General features: G+C 69.1%; 24 protein-coding genes. 10 read left to right on the top strand and 14 right to left on the bottom strand.

The features are described 5' to 3' along the window. Positions 1 to 182: 182 nt before the first annotated feature. From ABTV10_RS18950 to ABTV10_RS18895, 12 genes are all read right to left on the bottom strand, one after another. Positions 183 to 2636, bottom strand: a complete 2454-nt coding sequence (locus tag ABTV10_RS18950; RefSeq protein WP_499029368.1) for a LuxR C-terminal-related transcriptional regulator — start codon at positions 2634 to 2636, stop codon at positions 183 to 185. Between the two features lie 182 nt (positions 2637 to 2818). Next, the gene (locus ABTV10_RS18945) at positions 2819 to 3823 is read right to left on the bottom strand and encodes an endonuclease/exonuclease/phosphatase family protein (RefSeq protein ID WP_499029366.1); all 1005 of its coding nucleotides are present in this window, start codon (positions 3821 to 3823) and stop codon (positions 2819 to 2821) included. A 39-nt stretch (positions 3824 to 3862) separates the two neighbouring features. Further along, positions 3863 to 4693 (bottom strand): class I SAM-dependent methyltransferase, encoded by an 831-nt coding sequence (locus ABTV10_RS18940; protein WP_499029364.1) that lies wholly within the window; start codon positions 4691 to 4693, stop codon positions 3863 to 3865. Between the two features lie 147 nt (positions 4694 to 4840). Next, on the bottom strand, positions 4841 to 5239 hold the full coding sequence (locus tag ABTV10_RS18935) for a hypothetical protein (protein ID WP_499029362.1): 399 nt from the start codon (positions 5237 to 5239) through the stop codon (positions 4841 to 4843). Then, positions 5236 to 6837: an acyl-CoA synthetase gene (locus tag ABTV10_RS18930; protein WP_499029361.1), complete on the bottom strand. Its 1602-nt coding sequence runs from the start codon at positions 6835 to 6837 to the stop codon at positions 5236 to 5238. Before ABTV10_RS18930 ends, ABTV10_RS18935 begins: the two co-directional genes overlap by 4 nt. Next, complete coding sequence (hcaB, locus tag ABTV10_RS18925; protein ID WP_499029359.1) at positions 6834 to 7670, bottom strand: 3-(cis-5,6-dihydroxycyclohexa-1,3-dien-1-yl)propanoate dehydrogenase; 837 nt, start codon at positions 7668 to 7670, stop codon at positions 6834 to 6836. Before hcaB ends, ABTV10_RS18930 begins: the two co-directional genes overlap by 4 nt. Next, positions 7667 to 8536: an alpha/beta fold hydrolase gene (locus ABTV10_RS18920; protein WP_499029357.1), complete on the bottom strand. Its 870-nt coding sequence runs from the start codon at positions 8534 to 8536 to the stop codon at positions 7667 to 7669. Before ABTV10_RS18920 ends, hcaB begins: the two co-directional genes overlap by 4 nt. 47 nt (positions 8537 to 8583) lie before the next feature. Further along, positions 8584 to 9153, bottom strand: a complete 570-nt coding sequence (locus ABTV10_RS18915) for an aromatic-ring-hydroxylating dioxygenase subunit beta (RefSeq protein WP_433606449.1) — start codon at positions 9151 to 9153, stop codon at positions 8584 to 8586. 7 nt (positions 9154 to 9160) lie between these two features. After that, positions 9161 to 10399: an NAD(P)/FAD-dependent oxidoreductase gene (locus tag ABTV10_RS18910; RefSeq protein WP_499029355.1), complete on the bottom strand. Its 1239-nt coding sequence runs from the start codon at positions 10397 to 10399 to the stop codon at positions 9161 to 9163. Between the two features lie 7 nt (positions 10400 to 10406). Beyond that, positions 10407 to 10757 (bottom strand): bifunctional 3-phenylpropionate/cinnamic acid dioxygenase ferredoxin subunit, encoded by a 351-nt coding sequence (locus tag ABTV10_RS18905; RefSeq protein ID WP_499029353.1) that lies wholly within the window; start codon positions 10755 to 10757, stop codon positions 10407 to 10409. Then, the gene (locus ABTV10_RS18900) at positions 10754 to 12091 is read right to left on the bottom strand and encodes an aromatic ring-hydroxylating dioxygenase subunit alpha (RefSeq protein ID WP_499029351.1); all 1338 of its coding nucleotides are present in this window, start codon (positions 12089 to 12091) and stop codon (positions 10754 to 10756) included. Before ABTV10_RS18900 ends, ABTV10_RS18905 begins: the two co-directional genes overlap by 4 nt. A 17-nt stretch (positions 12092 to 12108) precedes the next feature. Next, a complete protein-coding gene (locus tag ABTV10_RS18895; protein ID WP_499029349.1) occupies positions 12109 to 12924 on the bottom strand; it encodes a 2-keto-4-pentenoate hydratase in 816 nt (271 codons plus the stop codon). Positions 12925 to 13086: 162 nt separating this feature from the next. Between ABTV10_RS18895 and ABTV10_RS18890 the strand changes: the two genes are divergently transcribed. From ABTV10_RS18890 to groL, 4 genes are all read left to right on the top strand, one after another. Next, the gene (locus ABTV10_RS18890; RefSeq protein ID WP_499029347.1) at positions 13087 to 14058 is read left to right on the top strand and encodes a zinc-binding dehydrogenase; all 972 of its coding nucleotides are present in this window, start codon (positions 13087 to 13089) and stop codon (positions 14056 to 14058) included. Further along, entirely contained in the window at positions 14055 to 14489 is a 435-nt protein-coding gene (locus ABTV10_RS18885; protein WP_499029345.1) for a hotdog fold thioesterase, read from the top strand. Before ABTV10_RS18890 ends, ABTV10_RS18885 begins: the two co-directional genes overlap by 4 nt. 189 nt (positions 14490 to 14678) lie before the next feature. Further along, the gene (gene groES / locus ABTV10_RS18880; protein ID WP_005518479.1) at positions 14679 to 14981 is read left to right on the top strand and encodes a co-chaperone GroES; all 303 of its coding nucleotides are present in this window, start codon (positions 14679 to 14681) and stop codon (positions 14979 to 14981) included. Positions 14982 to 15071: 90 nt separating this feature from the next. Beyond that, complete coding sequence (gene groL / locus ABTV10_RS18875; protein ID WP_499029343.1) at positions 15072 to 16685, top strand: chaperonin GroEL; 1614 nt, start codon at positions 15072 to 15074, stop codon at positions 16683 to 16685. A gap of 102 nt (positions 16686 to 16787) precedes the next feature. On the opposite strand, the gene ABTV10_RS18870 is transcribed toward groL, so the two are convergent. Beyond that, positions 16788 to 17078, bottom strand: coding sequence for a WhiB family transcriptional regulator (locus tag ABTV10_RS18870; RefSeq protein WP_433606432.1), 291 nt, complete (start codon positions 17076 to 17078; stop codon positions 16788 to 16790). A gap of 498 nt (positions 17079 to 17576) precedes the next feature. Between ABTV10_RS18870 and ABTV10_RS18865 the strand changes: the two genes are divergently transcribed. The 3 genes from ABTV10_RS18865 (at position 17577) to ABTV10_RS18855 (ending at position 20055) form a co-directional block, all read left to right on the top strand. Then, the gene (locus ABTV10_RS18865; protein WP_499029341.1) at positions 17577 to 18389 is read left to right on the top strand and encodes a hypothetical protein; all 813 of its coding nucleotides are present in this window, start codon (positions 17577 to 17579) and stop codon (positions 18387 to 18389) included. A gap of 129 nt (positions 18390 to 18518) precedes the next feature. Further along, a complete protein-coding gene (locus ABTV10_RS18860) occupies positions 18519 to 19097 on the top strand; it encodes a sigma-70 family RNA polymerase sigma factor (protein ID WP_499029339.1) in 579 nt (192 codons plus the stop codon). Continuing rightward, positions 19090 to 20055, top strand: a complete 966-nt coding sequence (locus tag ABTV10_RS18855; RefSeq protein ID WP_499029337.1) for an anti-sigma-D factor RsdA — start codon at positions 19090 to 19092, stop codon at positions 20053 to 20055. The genes ABTV10_RS18860 and ABTV10_RS18855 overlap by 8 nt, the downstream gene beginning before the upstream one ends. A gap of 91 nt (positions 20056 to 20146) precedes the next feature. Here the strand turns inward: ABTV10_RS18855 and ABTV10_RS18850 are convergent, their stop codons facing one another. Beyond that, positions 20147 to 20551, bottom strand: a complete 405-nt coding sequence (locus ABTV10_RS18850) for a DUF5319 domain-containing protein (RefSeq protein ID WP_430333678.1) — start codon at positions 20549 to 20551, stop codon at positions 20147 to 20149. Positions 20552 to 20801: 250 nt separating this feature from the next. On the opposite strand from ABTV10_RS18850, the gene guaB reads away from it, so the two are divergent. The 3 genes from guaB (at position 20802) to ABTV10_RS18835 (ending at position 25403) form a co-directional block, all read left to right on the top strand. Then, positions 20802 to 22268: an IMP dehydrogenase gene (gene guaB / locus ABTV10_RS18845; protein ID WP_499035219.1), complete on the top strand. Its 1467-nt coding sequence runs from the start codon at positions 20802 to 20804 to the stop codon at positions 22266 to 22268. A 32-nt stretch (positions 22269 to 22300) separates the two neighbouring features. Then, positions 22301 to 23440, top strand: a complete 1140-nt coding sequence (locus tag ABTV10_RS18840; RefSeq protein WP_433606421.1) for a GuaB3 family IMP dehydrogenase-related protein — start codon at positions 22301 to 22303, stop codon at positions 23438 to 23440. A 211-nt stretch (positions 23441 to 23651) separates the two neighbouring features. Continuing rightward, on the top strand, positions 23652 to 25403 hold the full coding sequence (locus ABTV10_RS18835) for an FAD-dependent oxidoreductase (protein WP_499029334.1): 1752 nt from the start codon (positions 23652 to 23654) through the stop codon (positions 25401 to 25403). The last annotated feature ends 16 nt before the right edge of the window (positions 25404 to 25419 follow it).

Raw genomic sequence — 25419 nt, 5'->3', positions numbered from 1 at the left:
CGAACAACTGATATCGCCGCTCAGTGCACCGGACGAACCCCAAGACGCCCGTCGTTGCTGGAAGGCGTTCCGCAGCTGTGTGTTTCAGAAGGTGGCAGGGTCTGGTGGCGGTTCGGCGCTGAGGCGGCCGATTTCGGTGTCGGCTCCTCACCGCCGCAACAGGAGTTCCGCTCCCGGCGCCGTTAGAGAAGTCCGCGGCGTGCAGCCTCCAGGACGGCGCTACGGCGGGAGTTCACACCGAGCTTCCGGTACAGGCTCTGGCGCTGGGATTTGACGGTGTTCGGGGAGACGAACAGGGACTCGGCGATCTGCGCAACGCTGCCGCCGCGGGCGAGGCCGTCGAGCACGACGGCCTCGCGCTCGGTCAGGGTTACCGGGGGTGCGGGACGCGGGTACGGTCCGTCGCCCCACTCGGCAAGTTTGTCCGCGAAGGGAATCGCGTCTCCGCCCGCGGTCAGCGCCTCGCGGATCGCGGGCGGCACGGTCAATAGCGGCCGCACCAGCCCACTGTCGCGAGACGTCGCCGTTGCTCGGTTCCATGCGATCCGGGAGTCGTCGTCGCTGCCCTGCTCGTGCGCGAGCGTGGCGGTGATCAACAACGCCTCGAGGCGGACCCGGGTCTCGCTGACCTGGCGCCCGGTCAGAGGCGTGCAGAACGCGGTCGCGGCCGCATGGTCGCCGGCGCACATGGCGGCCCTCGCCGCGGCCAGCCGCATCATCGGGTGCATCGGTCCGTCTGCCCGTCGGGCATGGTCGAGCACCCGCGTCGCCTGACCCGCCGCCGTGTGTAGGTCCATCGACGCCGCGGTCAACAGTGGGCGCGCAGCGGCGGTCGGCCCGAGCCGGCGCGCGAGCCGGTGGCGGCTCCTGTCCACCCGGTCGAGGCCGACCTCGGAACGGCCCTGGATCAGGTCGAGTTGACTGCGCACGTACACGACGAACGCCCAGAGCTCGTCGAGCTCTTCGTCGAGTTCGTCCAGCTCGTCCATTGCGGCTTCGGCAGCGGGGACTTCCAGTCGATCGAGTTGTTCCAGTGCCCGCGCAACGATCCCCGGACGTTCGACCAGCGCTCGGATCCAGCCCGCCCGCTCCCCGAACCTCGCCTCCTGCCGGAGCCAGTGTGCCGCCCGCTCGGACTCGCCCCGCACCGCGTAGTGCAGCGCCAGATGACCGGCGGCCTGACGGGCCGCGAAGTTGCCGGGATCGTCGATGCCGCAGTCGACGGCTCGGGTGAGAAGTTCCACGGTCCGCTTGTCCCCGGCGCGGAGCTGGCTGGCCAGCCCGAAGTGCATCCAGGCCGAGGAGAGCCAGCGCCGGTCCAGGCCACCGGACTCGCCTACCCGGTTCGCGAGTGTCACCAGTGCGTCGCGGTCACGCACGGCCTCGTCGTAGTCGCCGTTCCAGCGTTGAATGCACAGGCGCAGTGTCCCGGTCAGGAGCGCCCGTTCGGCCGAGTCGCGATCAGCGGTCTCGGTAACGGAGATCTCCGGCAGCGGCCCGCGCACGTGGCCCGGACTTCCCGCCGTCAGGCCGACTCCGGCGACGATGAGGCGCGCGTACCGGACGGCCGGGTTCGCCTGTGCCTCCGATTCCGGCAGTGCGTGCAACGCCCGGACCAGTACTCCCAGTCCGGTCGTGACGATAGTGGGCCACTCGGTGGCGAGGATGGCGATCATCAGATCCCAGTCCTGACCGTCGGTCGCGTGCCGGAGTGCCTCGACAGGCTCGCCGCGGTCGGCGAACCAGCGTGCGAGGGTCGCCGAGGCGACGCGAGAGGGCACCACAGCGTCCCGCTCCACGCTCCGCAGTACGGATCTGCGGAGCGCTGGGGGCCACGTCCAGTACGGGTCCGGTGCCGCTGGCATCCGTCGCAACAGGCCAGCGCGTTCGAGGCCGCCGAGGGTCCCTGCGATGTCGTCGACCCCCAACAGTTCCAGCGCATCGGGGAACGGCCGCCGCAGCACCGCGATCGTGCGCGCCATGCCACCGATGCCCGGCTCCTCCAGCAGCATGTCCTCGACATACCTGTCGATCTGTACCCGTACTGCCAGATAGGCACGTTCCCGCTCGAAATCCAGGTCGCTGCCGAAGGCTCGGACCACGTCCTCGGCGATCGCAACCAGCGCCGGATGGCCTCCGGTGACCCGCCACAGGTCTCGGGCCGTCCGATCCGGGGACGACACGGCGTGGTGTGCGAGCAGGTCGGCGACCTCCGCCTCGGTGAACTCCAGTTCCGCCGCGGTGACAACCGTCAGGTTCGGGTCGGGTAAGCGTAGGGACTCCAGCAAGGTGCTCTCGCGAATCGACACCACGACGCACAACCCGCGATGCGCCGCGCGGATCGTGTGCAGCCGTTCCCAGATGGTCACGTCGCACAGCCGATCCGGGCGGTCGAGGACGAGCACGTCGGTGTCCACGGTCACCCTCTCCGTGAGATCCGACCAGTACTGTTCCGTGGCCGTGCCGGGATCGGGAACCTCGACTCGGATCACGGTGGTGTCCGGTTGCGCCGCCAGCCACGTCTCCACGAGTGTCGTCTTCCCGTACCCACGGGGACCCCACAGCACGGTCTGCGGTGCCTCGTCGAGCCTGGTGAGCAGCCGGGATCGTCCCCACGGCAAACGTGCAGATGCCATCCTCACACCCCTCTGGACCCCATGCTGTCCGAATCCGGCTGCAGATATCTTGTACCAAGCGGTCTCCGCCGACCGCGAGAACGGTCACCCGACCGGCTCGATACGGATCACTCCTCGAGGGTGCCGCGAGTACCGCGGCGAACGCGAAGCGGGGGAGGACCGGAGCCTCACCGCATCGAGTCTCACTGCGGCGCCGAACCGCCACCGTTCTGACCGACACCGAGTTGCACGTCCGCGACCAGTCCGTGGTGATCCGAGCCGACGACGTCGATACGGTCGAGGGACGTCGCCTGCGCGCCCTTCGTCAGGATGTGATCGATCCCGACAACGGCGGGATAGCGCTTGTCGGTCGGGTACGTCGGCAGAATGCCGGCGCCCAACTGGTCCGCCGCATCCACGTACCCACCGCGTCGCAGATCGCGGAACTTGCGGTGCGCGTACGTGGCGTTGAAGTCGCCGCTGACGATCACGTTGCGGTGTGTCGCAGCCGAATCCAGTTCGTCGCGCAACCGATCGAAGTCCTCGGTCCAGTCAGCGGCCGGTGCGATGTACGCGGGCACCGGGTGCACGTCGTACACCACCACCGGTTCGGCCAGCCCGGCGTCCACCTCGGCAACCAGATTCGTCAGCGCCATCCCGTCCACCCTGCGGCCGTTCGACAGGGGGAGCCGACTGTAGATTCCGCCGCCGCCACCACCGGTCACGTGCGGCACCAGGAAGGTGTGCGGAAGGAGTTCCTCCAGCCCCGCCGCCCGCAACGCCTCCACGGCCGGCTCCGTCAGCTCCTGAATCGTCAGCACGTCGACACGCTGCTCGCGCACCGACCGCACCAGCGCCGCGGGGTCCGCGGAACCCACCATGATGTTGGACTGCATCACGCGGATCGACGGCCCCGTCGGTTCGGGATGCTCACCGGCCGCGCCGCCCATCCACAACGGTCCGAACGCCCAGGCCCCCAACGCCAGCACGACCGCGGAGATCCCGAGCAGGATCCACTGCCGCGCGGCGGCGGTGACGAGCGCGCCGACGATCGTCACCACCAACAGCAACGGCGCGAACGAGGCCGCCACGATGACGACGTTGCTCGAGGCGCCCGAGTGGAACGCGATGAGGGCGGCGAGGCCCGACGCGATTCCGGCGCCCCCGACGACCGCCGCCGCGCGGCGAAGTGTCAGCACACGTCTCATCGGATTCCCCCAGGTGTCGCCGAGCCGGACGCCGGGAGTTTATCCGTTTCGTTCGGTGCGCGGCGTCGACGACAGCGTGGCGTGGGTGAGGCGGACCAGGTCCATGGGCTGCAGGGCATCCGAGCGATCCCAGAAGCCTGCGGGGACCGATTCGGATTCACACAGGGACTCGACAGTCGACCATCCGGTCGCCTCCAGCGAGCCGTGTAGCGCGGAGAGCGACGGTGTGCACCGCCACGGTTCACCCTGCGCCCCCACCGCGGCGGCCACCGCACGGGCGTAGTCGGCGCCCGCGTCGTCGCGGTCGGCAGGGGGCATGATGTGGTCGAACACCAACTCGGATCCCGGCGCGAGCCGACCGAGCGATGCGAAGGTCCGCTGCACCGCGTCTCCGTCGAGGTACATCGACACCCCGAGCCACGAGACGAAGGCCGGTTCGCCGCCGCGCAGCCCCGCCTGCGCAAGCGCCGGAACCGGATCGCTGGTGGACCGATCCACGGGCACCGGCACGCCCCGATCCGGGACACCGGCCGTCTCCAGGAGCGCCGAACGCCAGGCGAGCACACCCGGGAGATCGACGTGCCAGACGTCGCAGGACTCGGGAGTGCGCGACACCGATGTGTCGAGGCCGGCACCCAGGACAACGTACTGACGGATGCCGGAAGAACGCAGCAGCCGTTCGGCGTACGCGCTGCGGGCGGCGGCCGACAGCCGGGCCGCGGCGAGGATCGGTTCGCCAGGGTGGGCGAGGTGGAAGTCGAGGGGCGATGGGCTGCCTGCGGCCGCACAGAGCCGTCGCGCGGTCACGTCGACGATCAGATGCGGGGGCGAGTCCACCATCGCGTGGGCGGCGCCGGCGGCGGCGGACATGAGAGCCGAAGGGCTGATAGTTGGATTCACCTCAACCAAGTACCAGACGCGGGGCATCCGGTGGGGAGGCGCGCCGGACCCGGGTCCGAAAACGACTGAAGGGCGGCCGGATTCGGGCGAATCCGGCCGCCCCTCAGGCTGGCCCGGTCAGAGCGGAAGATCGTTGACCGCGGTCGGCGCGTCGGCCACCCAAGCGGGTTCCATGACCAGGAGCGAGAGCTCCGTGATCTCGCCGCGGTCGCCCGGCACGTCGACGTCGACGACATACCGGAACCCGGCGTCCTCGGCGAAGCCGATCGCGTCCAGGTCGCCCGCCGGAACCGGCATCACGACCCGTCGACATTCCGGGCTTTCGCGCAGGATCCGCTCACCGAGGCCGCGCAGCGCGTCGGCGTCACGCAGCCCGTCGACGTCGAGTTCCAGGTCGGCGACACCGGCGGGATAGGCGTTCCCGAGGGGCCCGCGCACGGCGAACCGTGCGCGCACCTCGACCGGGGTGCCGCCGTCGTGCACCGCGTACGTCAGCGGCCAGCCCGGGGTGCTCATCGGTTCAGCGAACCGCGGCCGTCGGCGGCGAGCTTGCGGAGCTCCACCTTGTCGAGCTTCCCGGAACCGTTGCGCGGCAACGAGTCCAGAACCAAGATCTCCTTCGGGAGCTTGTAGCGGGCGAGTCGCTCGCTGGTGAAGTCCCGAATCTCCTCGAGCGTCGGATCGGTGTCGGTCGAGACGACCAACACGGCGACGACGATCTCGCCCCACTTGGGATCCGGCGCGCCGACGACCGCCGCGTCCGTGACCCCCGGGAACTCGACGAGCACCCGCTCGACCTCGGCCGGGTAGACGTTCTCGCCGCCCGAGATGATCATGTCCTTGATCCGGTCGACGATGTAGAGGAAGCCCTCCTCGTCGAGGCAGCCCAGGTCGCCCGAGTGGAACCAGTTCTCGGCGTCGAACGCCGCGGCCGTCGCGTCCTGGTTGGCCCAGTAGCCGGGGGTGACGTTCGGGCCGCGGACGCAGATCTCGCCGGCGGCGTTCGGCTCGGTCACGGTCGCGCCGGTCACCGGGTCGACGATCTTGATCTCGGTGAACGGCATCGGCAGACCCGCCGACGACGCCCGCTCGAGTGTCCGCTCGGGCGGCAGCGAGGTCGCGAACGGTGCGGTCTCGGTCAGGCCCCAGGCCTGCTGCAGCGCGACACCGTGGTGGCCGTACTCCTTGACCAGGCTCGGCGGCACCGGGGCGCCCGCGACGATGGCCGACCGCAACTGCGACAGGTCCGCGTCCGCGAACTGCGGCAGTTGGGCGATCGCCGAGAACATCGCCGGCACTGCGAAGATCGTGTTGACCTTGTACTCGACGAGGTCGGCGAGCGTGCGGGCCGGGTCGAATGTGCGGCGCACCAGCGTGGCACCGCCGCGGGCGAGGCTGCGCAGCGTGAACGAGTTGAGGCAGCCGATGTGGAACAGCGGCGCCACCGCGAGGTTGACGTCGCTGCGGCTGGTCTCGACCACCGAGTCCACGTTGAACGAGTTCCACCAGATGTTGCCGTGCGTGAGCATGACGCCCTTGGGGCGTCCGGTCGTGCCCGACGTGTACATCAGCGCGGCCAGATCGTCCGCGAAGCGGGGGAGCGGGGTCAGTTCGACGCCCTGGGCCGCGCCGCGTGCGAGGGCTGCCGTCAGGCGTTCCCAGCGCTCGGACGGCTCGTCGGTCAGCGGCACCGCGTCGTCGTTGTCGACCGCGAACATGCGCGCCGGCAGGACGGCCGGATCGATCTCGTCGACGACATCCATGTGACCGGGCTCGACAATCAGGACGCGGGGTCCGAAATCGCCCAGCTGGTAGGCGATCTCGGCGGCGGCCAGGCGGAAATTGACCGGCACGAACACCGCACCCACCCACGCCGAGGCGAGGTAGGTCACGAGGAACGTCGGGCTGTTGAGGCCGAGGTAGGCCACCCGGTCGCCCTTGCGGACTCCCGACGCGTGTAGGGCCACCGCCATCGCGTGCACACGCTCGGTGAGCGCGCGGTAGTCGATCGTGTGGTCCTCGTAGATCAGCGCCGTGCGGGCGCCGTGCAGGCGGCCCAGCGACCGGAGTGCGCGGGCCGGGCTGATGTCCACAGGTGTCTTCTCGGTGCTCACAGATCGTCTCCGCCCGCTGCGGTGCGGAACCCGCGGGCGGCGATACCGCCGTCGACGGGGATCACCGCACCGGTGATGTTGGAGCTGTTGGCCGACGAGGCCAGCAGCACGTACGGCGCCGTGAAGTCGGCAGGGTCGACGCTGGCGTCGTGCAGCGGCAGCAGCGGGTTGGCGCCCGTCGTGGTGCTGCGCGCGAACGATGCCTCGATCGACCGGTCGGCCAGACCGATCGACTCGGGTCCGCGCAGGTCGGTGCGCATGCCGCCGGCGGCGACGCCGTTGACCCGCACCTTCGGGGCCAGCTCGTAGGCCAGTTCCAGCACCAGTCCGCGGCAGGCGTGCTTGCTCGCGGTGTACAGCGGACCGCCTCCGTTCGGGTAGAAGGCCGAGTTCGACAGCGTCATCACGATGCTGCCGCGGGTCTTGACCAGCTCGCGCCACGCAGCCTCGACGGCCAGCAGGTAGCCCTTGACGTTGATGGCGAAAAGCTCGTCGAACGCCGCGGACAGTTCCTCGCCGCCCAGGCGGGTGATGCTGCGCTGGTAATCCCAGATACCCGCATTCGGCACCAGGGTGTCGAGTTTACCGAAGCGCGCGACAGCCTCCGCGACCGCGCGATGCTGGTCGGCGGTCGATCGCACGTCGGCCTCGACGACGTGAACGCGGTCCGCGCGGTCTCCTGCCGATTCGACGAGATCACTCAGCTTGGCGGGATCACGATCGGCGACGACGACCGACGCGCCCTCGTCGAGGAACCGCTCGGCGACGGCCCGGCCCAGTCCGGAGCCGCCGCCGGTGATGAGGGCGACGTTGCCCTCGAGCCACCCGGTCACTGATCCTCCAAGAAGTCCACCACGAGCCGCTCGAACTCCTTCTGACGCTCGACCTGCACCCAGTGGCCGCACTTGCTGAACGCGTGCAGCTGCACGTTCGGGATCTGCTTGAGCATCAGCTGCGAGCCCTCGAACGTGATGGTGCGGTCCTCGGTGCCCCACAGCAGGAGCGTCGGCGCCTTGATCTTGTGGGCGTCCCGCCACAGCGGATCCATGCCGTGGCGCCGCGCGAACGCGGCGTTGTAGCGGTGGTAGAACTCGATGTGGCTCTCGTCCAGCGACGCCTCGTAGCGGGCCTGGATGTTCGCGTCGTCGAACTGCTTCGGGTCGGCGACCATGGTGCGGACGAAGTCCTTCATCTTCTTCACGGTCGGGCCGCCGCCGTTGTAGTAGCGGAACATCGCCTTCTGGCCCTCGGTCGGCGTCGGGCCGAACGGCAGCCAGCCGCCGCCCGGAGCCATCAGCACCAGCCGCGTGACCCGCTGCGGGATCGCCAGCGCGAGCGCGATCGCGGCGGCGCCACCGAGGCTGTTGCCCATCAGGTGGAACTCGTCGATGCCCATCGCGTCGAGCGTCTGGATCAGCGCGTCGACGGTGATCTGCGTGATGCTGCGCTCCTGGAGGTCTTCCTCCGTGGGGCGGTAGCTGCCGCCGAAGCCGGGCTGGTCCGGCAGCACGACGCGGAAATGCGGCGTCAGCGCCGGCAGGTTCTGGCTGTAGTTGGCGATCGCGGACGCGCCCGGGCCGCCGCCGTGCAGCATCACCAGGACGGGGCCGCTGCCGGCCTCGCTCACCTTGATCGTGCCGAGCGAGGTCTGCACCTCGCGAGTGGTCAGGGCTGTCTCCGCCGCTGCGTTCGTGGTCACTTGTTCACGCGCTCCTGTGTCTGGGAAGAGTCGGTGGCTGGGGGCGATCAGAAGAACGTGCTGATGTTCTTGGCCAGCAATACGTTCTGATCGAGCAGGATCGTGCGGCGGGCGACCACCAGGTCGCCGCTCTCGGTCTCGCGGAGGATGTCCTCGCGGCCGCCGGAGTAGATGTCGACCTCGCGCTCGAGCCGGTTGCGGTAGACGATGAAGTTCGATCGCGCGTACCACTGACCGATCTCACGCTCGTCCTCGTCGGTGTGCCGAACGACGACGTTGCTCACCAGGTGCCGGGTGCGAGACGGCGGATCCTCCGCCCACGCCATGCCGGAGTCGAAGCGGCGGATGCGCCACGCCAGGCTGGCCCGGGTCTCGTCGAAGAACGCGGCCTCGCCGCGGGCGGCCACCGCGAGCGACTGCTGGCGGCGCAGCCGGTTGGTGCGGGTGGGCGCCCAGTAGTGCAGGTCCTCGGCGAGCAGGTCGAGCCAGTCGGTGAACCGGCCGTCGTCGATCAGTTCGGCTTCGTGGAAGTACAGCTGCTGCACCCGGAAGTGGGTGTCGGCGTCGGCGGCCTGCCGCTGGGCGGAGACGGTCGCCGAGGTGGTGTCGGTTGCCATGAGTCGGTCATCCTTTGGCGAGCTTGCGCAGATTCACGGTCGGGTCGGCCAGGGCGGCCGGGTCGACGGGAAGAGCGCGGTCGATGATGATGCGCGCGGCCCGCACTGCCGGGCCGCCGTCGATGAACGCGGCGCCGACCAGGGTGTTGCCCCGGACACGGAACGCCATCTGCGGGCGGGCGGCGTCGTCGGGGCGAGGCCGGATCACGGTCTCGCCCTCGGCGGTCATCGATCCGACGCCCTGCACGTGGATGCCGTGCCGGTCGGACCAGAACCATCCGGCGCACTCGGGCTCGGGTTCCTGCCCCAGGACGCGGGCGGCAACCGCACGTCCGTTCAGTTGTGCTGCCTCCCAGTGCTCTTCGCGCCGGTGCAGCGTGCCGTCGGCGGCGCGCATCCGCGCGACGTCGCCGGCCGCGAACACGGCCGGATGGCTCGTGCGGAAGTTCTCGTCGACGAGCACACCGCCGTCGACGTCGAGGCCCGCGCCCTCCGCGAGTTCGGTGGACGGGATGGACCCGATGCCGACGAGAACCGCGTCGGCGGGCAGCTCCTCACCGGTCGTGAGGACCACGGTGACGGCCCCGCCGCTCTCGCGGATCTCGGTCACGCCCGCGGTGTGCACCGCGATGCCGTGCTCGGTGTGCTGGTCGTGCAGGTACCGTGCCATCTCCGGGCCGACCGCGGGCACGATCGGCGGATCGAGCGGATCCACCAGCGTGACGGTCGCACCGAGCTGCAATGCGGCCGAGGCGGTTTCGGCGCCGATCAGGCCGGCGCCGATCACGACCAGTCGCGCGCCCGGGACCAACCGCGCCTTGAGGGCGCGGGCGTCGTCGATCGTGCGGAGCAGGTGCACCTGCGGCAGATCGCCGCCGGGAACCGGCAGGGGCCGCGCGCCGGCGCCGGTGGTCAGGATCGTCACGTCCGCGTCCAGGCGGGTGCCGTCCGCGAGCTCGACGACGCCCTCGTCCGGTTTCAGCGCCGTGACCGGGACGCCGGTGCGCAGCGTGATCTGCTGCTCGACATACCAATCCGGCTTGGCCAGGGCGAGATCGGACTCGTCGGCCGTGCCGAACATGAACGCCTTGGACAGTGGCGGACGGTCGTACGGCGTGGGTCCGCCGTCGACCAGCGTGATCTCACCCTCGAAGCCGCGGGAGCGGAGCTCACCGGCGGCACTGACGCCGGCGAGTCCGCCTCCGACGACGACGATGCGCTCAGGAGTGCGCTCGCGTGTGCTCATGGACGCGTCACTCCGCGGCCGCGGACTGGCCGGGGTACAGCCAGATTTCGTCGCCCTCGACCTCGACCTTGTGGGCCGCGACGTCCTCGGTGGCCGGCATGGAGAGCACCGAGCCGGTGCGCAGGCAGAACTTGCCCGCGTGCAGCGGGCACTCCACCTGACCGCCCTCGATCCAACCGTCCGCGAGGGATGCCTCGCCGTGGCTGCAGCGGTCGTTGAGCGCGAAGTACTCGCCTTCGTCGTGGAAGACCGCGATGGGCTCGCCGGTGCCGGTCTGCTCGGCGTCGACGACCAGCGCCTCGCCGTCCTCGATGTCGCCGACTGCGCCGACCTTGATCCTGGTGATGGTCTCGCTCACTTCGCGCCCTTTTCGTGCCATGCCGGTGTGTTCATCAGTTCCGCCCAGCGTCGGTAGAAGCCGCGGCCCGCGGCGTCGCTGTACAACTCGCTCGTCTTGCCGGGGTAGACGCCGTCCTCACGCTCGCTGCCCAGGCCCATCTGGTAGTTCAGCGGCACACTGTTGGTGATGAAACCGCCTGCGATGGACTGGCACTCGCTCCAGTTCTCTCCGTCGTCCTGCTCGAAGATGCCGCTGGGGCCGAAGGTGCGCAGGTTGTAGAGACGCTGCGCCTCGCGCACGTCCTCAGGCATCGACTTGTCGACGATGGTCCAGGCCCAGACCTCCATCTTGTCCGGTCCCTTCGGGTGCCAGACGCGGATGCTGCCGTTGACCGGCAGGTACGAGAAGTTCGGGAAGACGGTCGCGTGACCGGTTGTCAGCGGGCCCTCGACGCGCTCGTCGCCGAGACGCTCACGGAGCGCGTCGTAGTCGTAGTACTCGTGCACCGGCTGGGCGTCGAAGCGGCTGCGCGGGTGCGTAGGGAACCCGGCGCCGTGACCCAGCGGATCGGAGAACTGGCGGCCGGGGGTGTTGGCGATCTCCGCCTTCGGTCCGCGGCCGGTGGGGGAGAGCACCATCAGCGCCGACGCGTGCGACATGTTGACGTGGTACCAGTCGGTGGCGAACTGCTCGGCCGCCAGCTTCCAGTTGCCGTCCAGCACCCACTTGTGGATGCCGCCGACTGCGACCGTGCCCTCGGGATCGCGATCGAGCATCGCGTCCATGTAGTAGGTCATGCCGCCGAGCGCTTCCTTCAGCGGCGGCGCAGCGGGATTCCAGGTCGCGAAGATCAGGCCGTGGTAGGTGTCGAGCTGCGCGACCTCGACCAGGCCCCAGTCCTTCTTGTCGAAGCTCTCCGGGTAGCCGGCCTCGTTGGGGACGCTCACCAGCTGGCCGGCGGTGTCGAAGCTCCAGCCGTGGTACGTGCAGGTGAAGTTCTTGGTGGCACCGAAGTCGGCGCGGCACACCCGGGCACCGCGGTGGCGGCACGAGTTGAGGAACGCGCGGATCGTGCGGTCCTTGCCCATCGTCACGATGACCGGGTCCTCACCCATGTAGGTGGTGAGGAACTCTCCGGGCTTCGCGATCTGCGAGGTGTGCCCCAGGAACAGCCAGCTCGGCGCGAAGATGCGGCGCAGCTCCTGCTGGTAGATCGACTGGTCGGTGAAGACCGCGCGATCGACGTAGCCGTTGTCGCTGTCCACCATCGTCGACACGTCGACGAACCTGGTGAGGGCGGCCGGCCTCTTGATCGAGCCCGTGGTCGGGCTGCCTCCGTCGGAGGTACACATGTGTCGTCTCCCTTGATCTAGACGATGCGGACGGTGACGTCGGGCAGGCCCGGCGAGCTGACACCGAAGGTGGAGCCGGCGGCCAGCGGGACCGCGGCGTGCACAGCGCCGGCCAGGACGAGGTCCCCGGCGCGCAGATGGTCGCCGTACTCGGCGAGCGAATTAGCCAGCCAGACAATGGCATTGAGTGGATGACCGAGGACGGCCGAACCGGGGCCCTCGGTGACGTTCTCGCCGTCACGGGTGAGCGTGAGGATCATGTCCGGAAGGGCGTCGAGGAGCTCCCGGGTGGCGGGCACTCCCGGGCCCGCGACCAGACGGGCGCTGGACGCGTTGTCCGCGACGGTGTCGACGAGGCCGATCTTCCAGTCGGCGATCCGGCTGTCGATCAGTTCGAGGCTCAGCATGACCTCGCCGATCGCGTCCCGGACCTGTTCGAACGTGAACGGGGCGTCGCCGGGAACCAGGTCGTGGCTGAGTCGGAACGTGAACTCCGCCTCGGCGCGCGGCGCCACCAGGTCGTCGGCGGCCTGTTCGCCCTCGTGGGCCACCACCATCGTGTCGAGGATCGCGCCGAAGTCCGGCTGGTCGACACCGAGCTGTTGCTGCATCGCGAGCGAGGTGAGCCCGATCTTGCGACCCACGATCCGCTCGCCGGCCTCGATCCGCCGCGCGATGTTGCGGCGCTGGATCTCGTAGGCGTCGGCGACCGTCAGGTCGGGGTGCGACGAGGTGGGTTGCGCGACCGGCTGCCGAGTGCGCTCCGCCTCGGCCAGCTGCGCGGCGAGGGAAGGGACCGCCGCGTGCAGCGCGCCCGTGGTGTCAGTTGCCATGCGTACAGGAGAACGCCCCCGACAGTTCCGGGGCCAGCGGTCGTGCCGAGGTACGGAACGCGCCCTCGCGCGAGACGGGTCGCCGCGCCGAACATGGCTATCCGAACACGTATTTCACGGCCACTGCACCCGGTGGCTGTGTCCGACAGCACAGGAGAATCCATGCTCGCAGCCGTCGCCGTCGCCCAGAATTCGGCCGATCCGCTGAGCGGACTCGAGCTCCGCGAGGTTCCCGACCCGATCGTCCCCGACGGCTGGGCCAAGGTGGCAGTGCGTTCGTCCGCCCTCAACATGCACGACGTGTGGACGCTGCGTGGCGTCGGGCACCCGGCCGACCGGATTCCGATGATCCTCGGCTGCGACGCCGCCGGCGTCGACGAGGACGGCAACGAGGTGATCGTCTACCCGGTGATCGCCGACGCCGACGGCGGCATGGGCGACGAGACGCTCGACCCGAACCGGGCGCTGCTGTCGGAGCAGCACGACGGAGCCTTCGCCGAGTACCTGGTGGTGCCCAAGCGCAACCTGATCCCCAAGCCGGACTGGCTGTCGTTCGACGAGGCCGCGTGTCTGCCCGTCGCGTGGACCACCGCGTACCGGATGCTGTTCACGCAGGCGCAGATCAAGGCCGGCGACCGTGTTCTGGTGCAGGGGGCCGGCGGCGGTGTCGCGACCGCCGCGATCAGCCTGGCAGCCGCCGCGGGTGCCAAGGTCTACGCCGCGAGCCGCAGCGCCGAGAAGCGTGCGAGCGCGCTCGAACTCGGTGCACACACCGCGATCGAGGCCGGCGCCCGGTTGCCCGAGAAGGTGGATGTCGTCATCGAGACCGTCGGTGAGGCGACGTGGGCGCACTCGATGCGGTCCCTGCGTCCGGGCGGCACGATCGTGATCGCCGGCGCGACGTCCGGCTCCAACCCGCCGGCGGACCTCACCCGCATCTTCTACCTGCAGCAGCGAATCCTGGGGTCGACGGGTTGCACCCGCGCCGAGCTGGTGTCGATGCTGCGCATGATGGAGGCCACCGGACTGCGGCCCAGGATCGACCGGGTGATCCCGTTGCAGGACATTCACGCTGGGTTCCAGGCCATGATTGACGGTGACGTCAACGGGAAGGTCGTGGTGAAGGTCTCATGAGCATCTGGATCGGCGATCCGACAATCGAGAGCGCCAACGCGAAGGGCGCAGACACCCTCAATCGGAATCTCGGCATCGAGGTGACCGAGATGACCGAGAACTCGCTCAAGGGCCGGATGCCGGTCGACGAGCGGACCAGGCAACCTGCCGGCGTCCTGCACGGCGGCGCGTCGATCGCGTTGGCCGAGACCCTCGCGAGCTGGGCGGCGACCTTCGCGGTGGACCGCACCAAGTTCCACTGCGTCGGCATGGAGATCAACGCCAACCATGTGCGGCCCGTGGGTTCGGGATGGGTGTACGGCGAGGCGACGCCGCTCGCGCTGGGACGGCGTTCGCACGTCTGGGAGATCAGGATCGTGAACGACGAGGACAAGCTGGTGTGCGTCTCGCGCTGCACGATGGCCGTGCTGGAGACGCCGTCGCAGTACTGACATTCGTCCGCGGAAGCGCACGCCGCCCTTGAGTGCTGGCACTCTCATGTATAGAGTGCTAGTCGACGCTGAGCGAGTCCCGGCACCCGCGACGACGGGGCCCGCGAGGAGTCACCGTGGTGACTGAACTGATCGTGGTCCGAGGAACAGCCTCGGGCCCAACGAACCCCTGAAAGTGGAGGGCTCATCGTGGCGAGCGTGAACATCAAGCCGCTCGAGGACAAGATCCTCGTCCAGGCCAACGAGGCCGAGACGACGACTGCCTCCGGCCTGGTCATCCCCGACACGGCGAAGGAGAAGCCCCAGGAGGGCACCGTCGTCGCCGTTGGCCCCGGCCGCTGGGACGAGGACGGCGAGAAGCGCATTCCGCTGGACGTCCAGGAAGGCGACACCGTCATCTACAGCAAGTACGGCGGAACCGAGATCAAGTACGCCGGCCAGGAGTACCTGATCCTGTCGGCTCGCGACGTTCTGGCTGTCGTCGCCAAGTAAGCCTCACGCCTCCCGCCCCGGAGTTCCGCATCGGACCCGGGGCGGAGTGCGTTCCGGCCGAAGCCCTGAAATCCAGGAGAAGCTGAATCAATGTCCAAGCAAATTGAATTCAACGAGAAGGCCCGGCGCGCGCTCGAACGCGGCGTCGACCAGCTCGCCGACGCCGTCAAGGTCACCATCGGCCCGCGCGGCCGGCACGTCGTGCTCGCCAAGGCGTTCGGCGGCCCCACCGTCACCAACGACGGTGTGAGCATCGCGCGCGAGATCGAGCTCGAGGATCCGTTCGAAAACCTCGGCGCACAGCTCGTCAAGAGCGTCGCCACCAAGACCAACGACGTCGCGGGTGACGGCACCACCACCGCCACCGTGCTCGCGCAGGCGCTGGTCAAGGCCGGCCTGAAGAACGTTGCGGCAGGCGCGAATCCGATCGCGCTCGGCGTCGGCATCAGCAAGGCCGCCGACGCCGTGTCCGAGGCTCTGCTCGCGGCCGCGACTCCGGTCGAGGGCAAGAACGCCATCGCGCAGGTCGCCACCGTCTCGTCGCGCGACGAGGAGATCGGTGAGATGGTCGGCGAGGCCATGACCCGCGTCGGCGTCGACGGCGTCGTCACGGTCGAGGAGTCCTCGACCCTGCACACCGAACTCGTCGTCACCGAGGGCGTGCAGTTCGACAAGGGCTTCCTGTCGCCGTACTTCATCACCGACATCGACGCGCAGCAGGCCGTCCTCGAGGACGCGCTGATCCTGCTCTACCGCGAGAAGATCAGCTCGCTGCCCGAGTTCCTGCCGCTGCTCGAGAAGATCGCCGAGTCCGGCAAGCCGGTCCTGATCATCGCCGAGGACATCGAGGGCGAGTCCCTGTCGACCCTCGTGGTGAACTCGATCCGCAAGACCCTCAAGGCCGTTGCCGTCAAGGCTCCGTTCTTCGGTGACCGCCGCAAGGCGTTCCTCGAGGATCTGGCCGTCGTCACCGCCGGTACCGTGATCACCGCCGACATGGGTGTCACGCTCAAGGACGCCGGCCTGGACCTGCTGGGCAGCGCCCGTCGAGTCGTCGTCACCAAGGACGAGACCACGATCGTCGACGGCGCCGGCACCGAGGCCGACATCGAGACCCGCGTCGGGCAGCTCAAGCGCGAGATCGAGAACACCGACTCCGACTGGGATCGCGAGAAGCTCGAGGAGCGCCTCGCGAAGCTGGCCGGCGGCGTCGCCGTCATCAAGGTCGGCGCGGCCACCGAGACCGACCTCAAGGAGCGCAAGTTCCGTGTCGAGGACGCGGTCAACGCTGCCAAGGCTGCGGTCGAGGAGGGCATCGTCCCCGGCGGTGGTTCCGCCATCGTGCAGGCGGGTCAGGTCCTCACCGACCTCGCCGCGTCGCTCTCCGGCGACGAGGCCACCGGTGTCGAGGTCGTGCGCACCGCGCTCGAGGCCCCGCTCTACTGGATCGCCACCAACGCCGGTCTCGACGGTGCCGTCGTGGTCAGCAAGGTCGCCGAGGCGCCTAAGGGCCACGGCTTCAACGCCGCGACCCTCACCTACGGCGACCTGCTCGCCGACGGTGTCGTGGACCCGGTCAAGGTGACCCGTTCCGCGGTCGTCAATGCGGCGTCGGTCGCGCGCATGGTGCTCACCACCGAGAGCGCCGTCGTCGAGAAGCCCACCGAGGAAGCAGCGGACACCGGCCACGGCCACGCTCACTGATCGCCTCGGCGCTCGCCGAAAACGCGAAGGTCCCCGGACGAATTCGTCCGGGGACCTTCGCGTTTCGTGTCCTCGTCACCTAGCGGCGACTACACGATCCCCTCAAGCGATCCGGCGGCGGGACTGCCTGGTCAGCATCTCCCGCTCGGACTCCGACATCCCTCCCCAGATCCCGTACGGCTCACAGACCGCCAGGGCGTGGTTGCGGCACTGGGTCAGTACCGGACACCGCCGGCACATCTCCTTGGCACGGCTCTCCCGCTGCGCCCGGGCGCGGCCACGTTCGCCGTCCGGGTGGAAGAACACCGAGGAATCGAGGCCACGACACAGCCCGCGCATCTGCCAGTCCCAGATGTCGGCGTTGGGGCCGGGAAGGTGATTAGGAACAGGCATCAGGACTCCTCTGTCAGCAGGCTCGCGATGAAGCTGCGAGCGGCCCGCCACCCCCCGTGGATGACGGGACCAATGAAAATGGTCACGCACAGGCAACCGTAAAGGGGTGTACGAAATCACGTCAACACTTTCGTCGAGTGGCGATTTACATATCGGCGGAGCGAAGAATTAACGGCCTGGTCATTTACATCGACAAGCGGGTGTGATTGCGTGGCGGTACGCGGGCCGTCGACGTCGGTGCTGGTTGGTGTGGGCCCCACCTGGACGATCGTCCGGCATCGATGTCCGATTTTGCTACTCCGGAGTATTGTGCGGCGATTCCCGTTAACCTCCTGGCCACATATTCTTCAACATTGAAGCAAATCGAGTGGGTCGTGCCAGCACTGGCACGGTTCGGATAAATAACAGGTCGTCCAGTTGGAATATGGTCCGAATTCCGCGGCCAGCGGACCCATATCGGTTTCGGGATGACGGGCGCATCGGTGGGATGATCTTCGGATGCTTCGTGACGTTGCGTTCGGCCCGGATCCCGGGCGAAACCCACTGTCCGCGCCGGACGATGCCGTCGGACGCTGGCTCCGCGCCGTGGCGCTCGGTGGCCAAGGGCGGTACGCCCAGGCGCGCGCCGAGCTCGACGCGGTGCGACGGTCGGCCGCACCGCCGGCGGTCGTGTCGCTCGCTGCCAGCACGCAGGCGTCGCTGTTGCGGCAACTCGGCGGCCACGCCCTGGCCGCCGAGTGCGATGGTGCCGCGCTGGCGCTGGTCGGGACGAGCCGGGCGGGCGACGCCCTGTCGGACTCGGACGACACGCTCCGACACGAGGCGCGATGCGACGCACTGACCGGACTCGCGGCCGACGCCCTCGGCTGCGGTCGGCTGGCACTGGGGCATCGCCTGCTCGACCGTTGCGGCGCCTACCTCGACGAAATCGGGAACACGGAAGCGCTGTGGCGCCAGCATGTGCGACTGCACTGGGTGACCGCCGAGATCGCGCTCGCGTCCGGCGACTTCGAGACCGCGACGACGCACGCGCAGGCAGCCGTCGACCGGTCCGCGGACGGCCCGTCCGTCAGGCACCGCATCAAGTCGGCGCTGTTGTTCGCTGCCGCCGCAACGGGTCGACCCGAGCCGGACCTGGCGCTCGAAACCGCCGAACGGGTGGAAGCCGAGAGCCGGGCCCACGGGCTCCTGCCGCTCCGGTGGGCGGCGGCGATGCTCATCGACGGCGTACGTCCCAGCGCGGCCGCCCGAGCCGTCCGCGACGAATGTGCAGATGCGATCGCCCACCGGGGCGGCAGGTTCGCCGAATGAGCGCCGGAAATCCGAACGATGCACTGACCGGTCGGACTGTGTCGTTACTCTTACAGACGTTCCGCCGCGAGGCGGAAGCACACCCGGCTGGGGGGACGTGCCACTGTAACGCCAGGATTCGCTCAGACGATGTCTAACACGGGTGAGGAGTTGAACTCCGCCGTCGCCGCTGCGGCACAGGGCGACCGGAACGCTCTGTCCCAGGTCTTGCAGACAATTCGCCCGCTTGTCGTGCGGTACTGCCGGGCCCGGGTCGGAGCCGCGGAGCGGGGGAATCTGTCCCCTGACGACGTCGCGCAGGAGGTGTGCCTGGCCGTCATGACAGCGCTGCCGCGCTACCAGGACCAGGGTCGTCCGTTCATGGCGTTCGTCTACGGCATCGCCGCTCACAAGGTCGCCGATGCGCACCGAAACGCGGCGCGTAACAAATCCGATCCAGTTGCTGAAGTACCAGATGTCGTTTCCTCCGAAGACGGTCCCGAAGACCGGGCACTGAGTTCGGAGACGAGCCGACAGGTGAACGCGCTGCTGGAAACGCTTCCGGAGAAGCACCGCGAGATCCTGGTCCTCCGGCTCGTCGTCGGCCTGTCCGCCGAGGAGACGGCCGCGGCGGTCGGAAGCACCGCCGGTGCAGTGCGCGTGGCTCAGCACCGAGCCATCGCGAAGTTGAAGAAGGAAGTGACGAGAGCAGGTGAGAGACATGGGTAGGGGACACAATGGTGAGCCGGGCGATCCCTACGCCGATCTCGCCGGGAACGGCAATCCGGTCGACGTGTCGGCGGTGCGCCGCGACGACGCGCTGATCGACGCGATCGCCGGTGGCGGTCCCGTCGCGACCGACAGCCCCGAGGAATACCAGGTCGCGGCATTGCTCTCGAACTGGCGGACCGAGATCCTCGCGCAGCCGATGCCCGCCGAGCCGGACCTCGACGAGATCGTCGAGCGGGTCCACCGTGAGCTCGAGGCTCGAGGGTCCCTCTCGACCCGGACCCGTTCGGGCCGCGGTCAACTCCGGTTGCTTCGTCCCATCGCGGCCGCGGCGGCGGTCGTCGCGATCGCCATGGGCGGGATGACGATCTTCTCGTACAACGCCGAACCCGGCGATCCGCTGTGGGGCGTCAAGCAGGTCGTCTTCACCGAGCGTGCCGCCTCGACCGTCGCGAAGATCGACACGACGTCGAACCTCGAGGAGGCCGAGCGGCTGATCGCCTCCGGCGACGCCGCCGGCGCCAAGGCCAAGCTCGACTCCGCCGCTGCTCGGGCGAGTGACGTCAACGAGGCGAGCACCCGCGACCAGTTGAACGGCTGGCGGGACCGGCTGCTGGTGGAGCTGCAGAAGGCAACGACACCGCCGCCCCCGCCGCCCCCGGAGCCGTCGCCGGCGTCGACGGTTGCCGAGCACTCCTCGTCGGTGACGGACTCGGTGACGATGTCGGAGATGTCGACGGGACCGGGAACGACGTCGAACCCGGAGCTGCCGATGACCAATCCGGGTACGAGCGCGCCTGCGACGTCCGCGCCCGTGACGTCGACGACGCAACCGCCGTCGTCGTCCGCGTCGGCGACACCGTCGCCGACCACTACCACGACGTCTGCGCCTGCGACGTCGACCACACGGGCGACGGGCGGATCGGTCGGCGGGACGCCGACCTCGCCGACGGGCTGAGCCCCACCGGTAGCGAGACCACGCGAAACGACCACGGCCCGGCAAGTTTCCTTGCCGGGCCGTGGTCGTCTGTGTGTCTGTGCGAGCTACCTCAGAGGTCGAAGCTGTCGCCGTGGAGCGCGTCGTTCATCGAGGCGTCCGCGTACCCGCGGCAGTAGTCCCACGTCACGTACGCGTCGGGTGACGGATCGTACGCCGGCTCGTGCGGGCGGACCGTGCCGTCGACCAACAGCTGAAGCAGGTTCGCGCGCAGCATGTCCCAGTCGTGGTAGTGGTCCTGCTGGCAGTCCTCGCAGCACACGACCAGCCCGCGGATTCCGCGGTGGCTGAGCAGTGCCTCGTACACGGCGAGGTCGGCGAGGTCCTCCTCCACGGCGAGACGCTCGTGGGGATCCAGCGGCTGTCCCGGCTCGATCGCGTCGAGCGCAGCCGACGGGTCGGCGGGGTCACCGGCAAAGGGGTCCGGCGGAAGGCCGGGAGGCAGTTGATCGCGCACAAGACCACGGTACGCAGGTCAGCCCGGTCTGCGCTAGCTGATAGCGCCCGGTGAGTCGCCGGGAGCGCTCGTGTGCCCGTTCGAGCGAGCCGATATCATGGTCTCGGGACGGGTGGACGTCACCGCCTGACGGTCGTACCGCCCGCCGCTTCTTCCTTTACTCGATCGACGCTTCATGGAGGGCCCGAGCCGCATGAGTAGTTCCGCAGGGCACGTTCACACCGGGGGAGACGACCCGAACAAGGTTGCGATGCTGGGTCTCACCTTCGACGACGTGCTGCTGCTGCCGGCGGCATCGGACGTCGTTCCCAACCAGGTCGACACCTCGAGTCAACTGACCCGCGAGATCCGTCTCAACGTCCCGCTCGTCAGCTCCGCGATGGACACCGTGACCGAGGCACGCATGGCCATCGCCATGGCGCGCGCCGGCGGCATGGGTGTCCTGCACCGCAACTCGTCCATCGAGGCGCAGGCCGGGTGGGTCGAGACCGTCAAGCGGTCCGAGGCCGGCATGGTCACCGACCCGGTGACGTGCAAGCCGACGAACACGCTCGCCGAGGTCGACGCGATGTGCGCGCGCTTCCGCATCTCCGGTCTGCCCGTCACGGACGACGCCGGCCAGCTCGTCGGCATCATCACCAACCGCGACATGCGGTTCGAGGTCGACCAGAACCGTCAGGTCGCGGAGGTGATGACCAAGGCGCCGCTGATCACCGCGCGCGAGGGCGTCACCGCCGAGGTCGCGCTCGGACTGCTGCGTCGCCACAAGATCGAGAAGCTGCCGATCGTCGACGGCCACGGCCGGCTCACCGGTCTGATCACCGTCAAGGACTTCGTCAAGACCGAGCAGCATCCGAACGCCACCAAGGACCGCGACGGCCGCCTGCTCGTCGGTGCCGCCGTCGGCGTCGGCGACGAGGCCTGGACCCGCGCCATGACGCTCGCGGACGCCGGTGTCGACGTCCTCGTGGTCGACAGCGCGCACGGCCACTCCCGTGGCGTGCTCGACATGATCACCAAGCTCAAGGGCGAGATCGGCGACCGCGTCCAGCTCATCGGCGGCAACGTCGCCACCCGCTCCGGCGCCCTCGCGCTCGTCGAGGCCGGCGCGGACGCCGTCAAGGTCGGTGTCGGCCCCGGCTCCATCTGCACCACGCGTGTCATCGCCGGTGTCGGTGCCCCGCAGATCACCGCGATCCTGGAAGCCACTGCGGCCGCCTCCGCGCACGGCGTCCCGGTCATCGCCGACGGTGGCCTCCAGTTCTCCGGTGACGTCGCCAAGGCGCTCGCCGCCGGCGCGTCCACCGCGATGCTCGGCTCGCTCCTCGCCGGCACCGCCGAGTCCCCGGGCGAACTGATCCTGGTCGGCGGCAAGCAGTTCAAGAGCTACCGCGGCATGGGCTCGCTCGGCGCGATGCAGGGTCGCGGCCAGGGCAAGTCGTACTCCAAGGACCGCTACTTCCAGGACGACGTCCTCGCTGAGGACAAGCTCGTCCCGGAGGGCATCGAGGGACGCGTCCCGTTCCGCGGTCCGCTGTCGCAGGTGATCCACCAGCTCACCGGTGGTCTCCGCGCGGCCATGGGCTACACCGGATCCTCCAGCATCGAGCAGTTGCAGCAGGCGCAGTTCGTCCAGATCACCGCGGCCGGCCTCAAGGAGAGCCATCCGCACGACATCACGATGACGGTCGAAGCGCCCAACTACGCAGCCCGCTAGCACCACACAACACAATCGAGAAAGGGGCGCGCGTGCGCGACCTCGTCGAAATCGGCATGGGCAGGACTGCCCGACGCACCTACGAGTTGGACGACATCAACATCGTTCCCTCTCGCCGGACCCGCTCCTCCAAGGAGGTGTCGACGGCCTGGCAGATCGATGCGTACCGCTTCGACATCCCGGTGCTGGCGCATCCGACCGACGCGCTGGTGTCGCCGTCGTTCGCGATCGAGCTCGGCAAGGCCGGCGGTCTCGGTGTGATCAACGGCGAGGGCCTGTGGGGTCGGCACGCCGATGTCGAAGCCAAGCTTGCCGAACTCGCGGAGCTGGCGGAGAAGGAGGTCGATCCGGACGCTGCCGTCGCGCGCCTGCAGGAACTGCACGCCGCGCCGCTGCAGCCGGGTCTGCTGGCCGCCGCCGTCGCGCAGGTCCGCGACGCCGGCGTCACGACCGCCGTCCGGGTCAGCCCGCAGAACGCCCGCGCGCTCACCCCCGAGCTGGTCAAGGCCGGTATCGACCTGCTCGTCGTCCACGGCACGATCATCTCGGCCGAGCACGTCGCGCACGGCGAGAGCGAGCCGCTGAACCTCAAGACGTTCATCTCCGAGCTGGACGTCCCGGTCATCGCGGGCGGCGTGAGCGACCACCGCACCGCGCTGCACCTGATGCGGACCGGTGCGGCCGGTGTGATCGTCGGCTACGGCTCCACCGAGGGGGCCACCACCACCAACGAGGTGCTGGGCATCGGCGTGCCGATGGCGACCGCTATCGCCGACGCCGCCGCAGCCCGCCGCGACTACCTCGACGAGACCGGCGGCCGGTACGTGCACGTCATCGCCGACGGCGACATCACGACGTCGGGCGACTTCGCGAAGGCCATCGCGTGCGGTGCCGACGCGGCGGTCCTCGGGGCGCCCCTCGCGGTCGCGCAGGAGGCACCCGGCGGCGGCTGGTACTGGCCGTCCGCGGCTGCGCACCCGTCGATGCCGCGCGGCTCGCTGATGCCGGTCTCGTACGGCGAGCGTCCGGGCCTGTCGCAGGTGCTGAACGGGCCGTCGGACGACCCGTACGGTTCGCTCAACTTCGTCGGCGGCCTGCGTCGCTCGATGGCGAAGTCGGGCTACTCCGACCTCAAGGAGTTCCAGAAGGTCGGGCTGAGCGTCCGGGCCTGATCCCAGCCTGACCCCGTCTCGTCCCTGTGGCCGAATGTCGCATCCGTTCAGTTGGACTGAACCGGTGTGACATTCGGTCACAGGCGTTTCGGGGAACCGCCACCATTTGTGCGACCGGTGGTTACAGTTAGGGCACCCTTGTGGCTCGAGTCACAGGTAGACGGGTGCATACTGGCGAGTAACTAATCTGGTTCTCCGGTGGAGGTATCACATGGGTAAGCAGCGTGCGACCGACTACGACGTGCTCGTCGTCGGCTCGGGATTCGGTGGCAGCGTCACCGCGCTCCGGCTGGTCGAGAAGGGCTACAAGGTCGGTGTGCTCGAGGCGGGGCGGCGCTACGCCGATTCGGACTTCGCGAAGACGAGCTGGGATCTCAAGCGGTTCCTCTGGGCGCCGGCCCTGGGCTGCTACGGGATCCAGCGGGTCCATCTGCTGCGCGACGTGATGATCCTCGCGGGTGCGGGCGTGGGCGGCGGCTCGCTCAACTACGCGAACACCCTGTACAAGCCGCCGGCGTCGTTCTTCCAGGACCGGCAGTGGCGCGACATCACCGACTGGGACGCCGAACTCACGCCGCACTACGAGCAGGCGCGCAAGATGCTCGGCGTCGTACAGAACCCGCACATGACGCCCGCCGACGAGGTGATCAAGTCGGTCGCCGAGGACATGGGCGTCGGTGACACCTTCATCCAGACCCCGGTCGGAGTGTTCTTCGGCGAGCCCGGCAAGACCGTCGAGGACCCGTACTTCGGCGGCGCCGGTCCAGCCCGCACCGGCTGCATCGAATGCGGCGAGTGCATGACCGGCTGCCGTCACGGCGCCAAGAACACACTGATCAAGAACTACCTCGGGCTCGCGGAGAAGGCGGGTGCCACGATCGTCCCGATGACGACCGTCGAGTCGCTGCACGAGGCGTCCGACGGCACGTGGGACGTCGTGACCCGCCGCACCGGCGCGAAGATCCGCAGGAACCACAAGACGTACACCGCGAAGTACGTCGTCGTGGCGGCCGGCACGTGGGGCACCCAGCACCTGCTGCACAAGATGAAGGACACCGGCACGCTGCCCCGGCTGTCGGACCGGCTGGGCGAGCTGACACGTACCAACTCCGAGGCGCTGCTCGGCGCGGCCAAGCCGAAGGTGGACCCGAACCTCGACCTCACCCGCGGTGTGGCGATCACGTCGTCGTTCCATCCGGCGTCGGACACGCACATCGAGCCGGTGCGCTACGGCAAGGGCTCGAACGCGATGGCGCTGCTGCAGACACTGATGACGGAGGGCGGCGGCACAACTCCGCGGTGGATCAAGCTGCTCGGCACCATCGCCCGGAATCCGGTGCAATTGCTGCGGATGCTGTCGGTGAAGAACTGGAGCGAGCGCACGATCATCGCGCTCGTCATGCAGAACCTCGACAACTCGATCACCACGTACACCAAGCGCGGGATCTTCGGCCGCCGCAAGGTCACCAGCAAGCAGGGCTACGGCGAGCCGAACCCCAGCTGGATCCCGGTCGGACACGAGGCCACCCGCCGGATCGCCGACAAGATCGGAGGTATCGCCGGCGGCACGTGGGGCGAGGTGTTCAACATCCCGCTCACCGCGCATTTCCTCGGGGGCTGCACGATCGGTGCCGACGCCGACCACGGCGTGATCGACCCGTACCACCGGGTCTACGGCTACCCGACGCTCAGCGTCGTCGACGGCGCCGCAGTCTCGGCGAACCTTGGGGTGAACCCCTCGCTCACGATCAGCGCGCAGGCCGAGCGGGCGGCGTCGCTGTGGCCGAACAAGGGCGAGCAGGACACCCGGCCCGAGCAGGGCGCGCCCTACCGGCGCGTCGCGGCGGTGGCGCCGAAGAACCCGGTGGTCCCGGCGGGTGCCCCGGCGGCCCTGACACTGCCGATCGTCGAGATCCGGGGTGTTCAGACGGACGACGCGGAAGCCGGATCCGGGGTCGCATAGGCCGGGGACGCCGCCG

This window comes from Paraburkholderia sp. RHO2, from assembly GCF_050955445.1.
GTDB classification, from domain to species: Bacteria; Actinomycetota; Actinomycetes; order Mycobacteriales; family Mycobacteriaceae; genus Prescottella; species Prescottella agglutinans_A.
The sequence above is the reverse complement of the archived record's forward strand: the minus strand, read 5'-3'. Positions and strand labels throughout refer to the sequence as shown.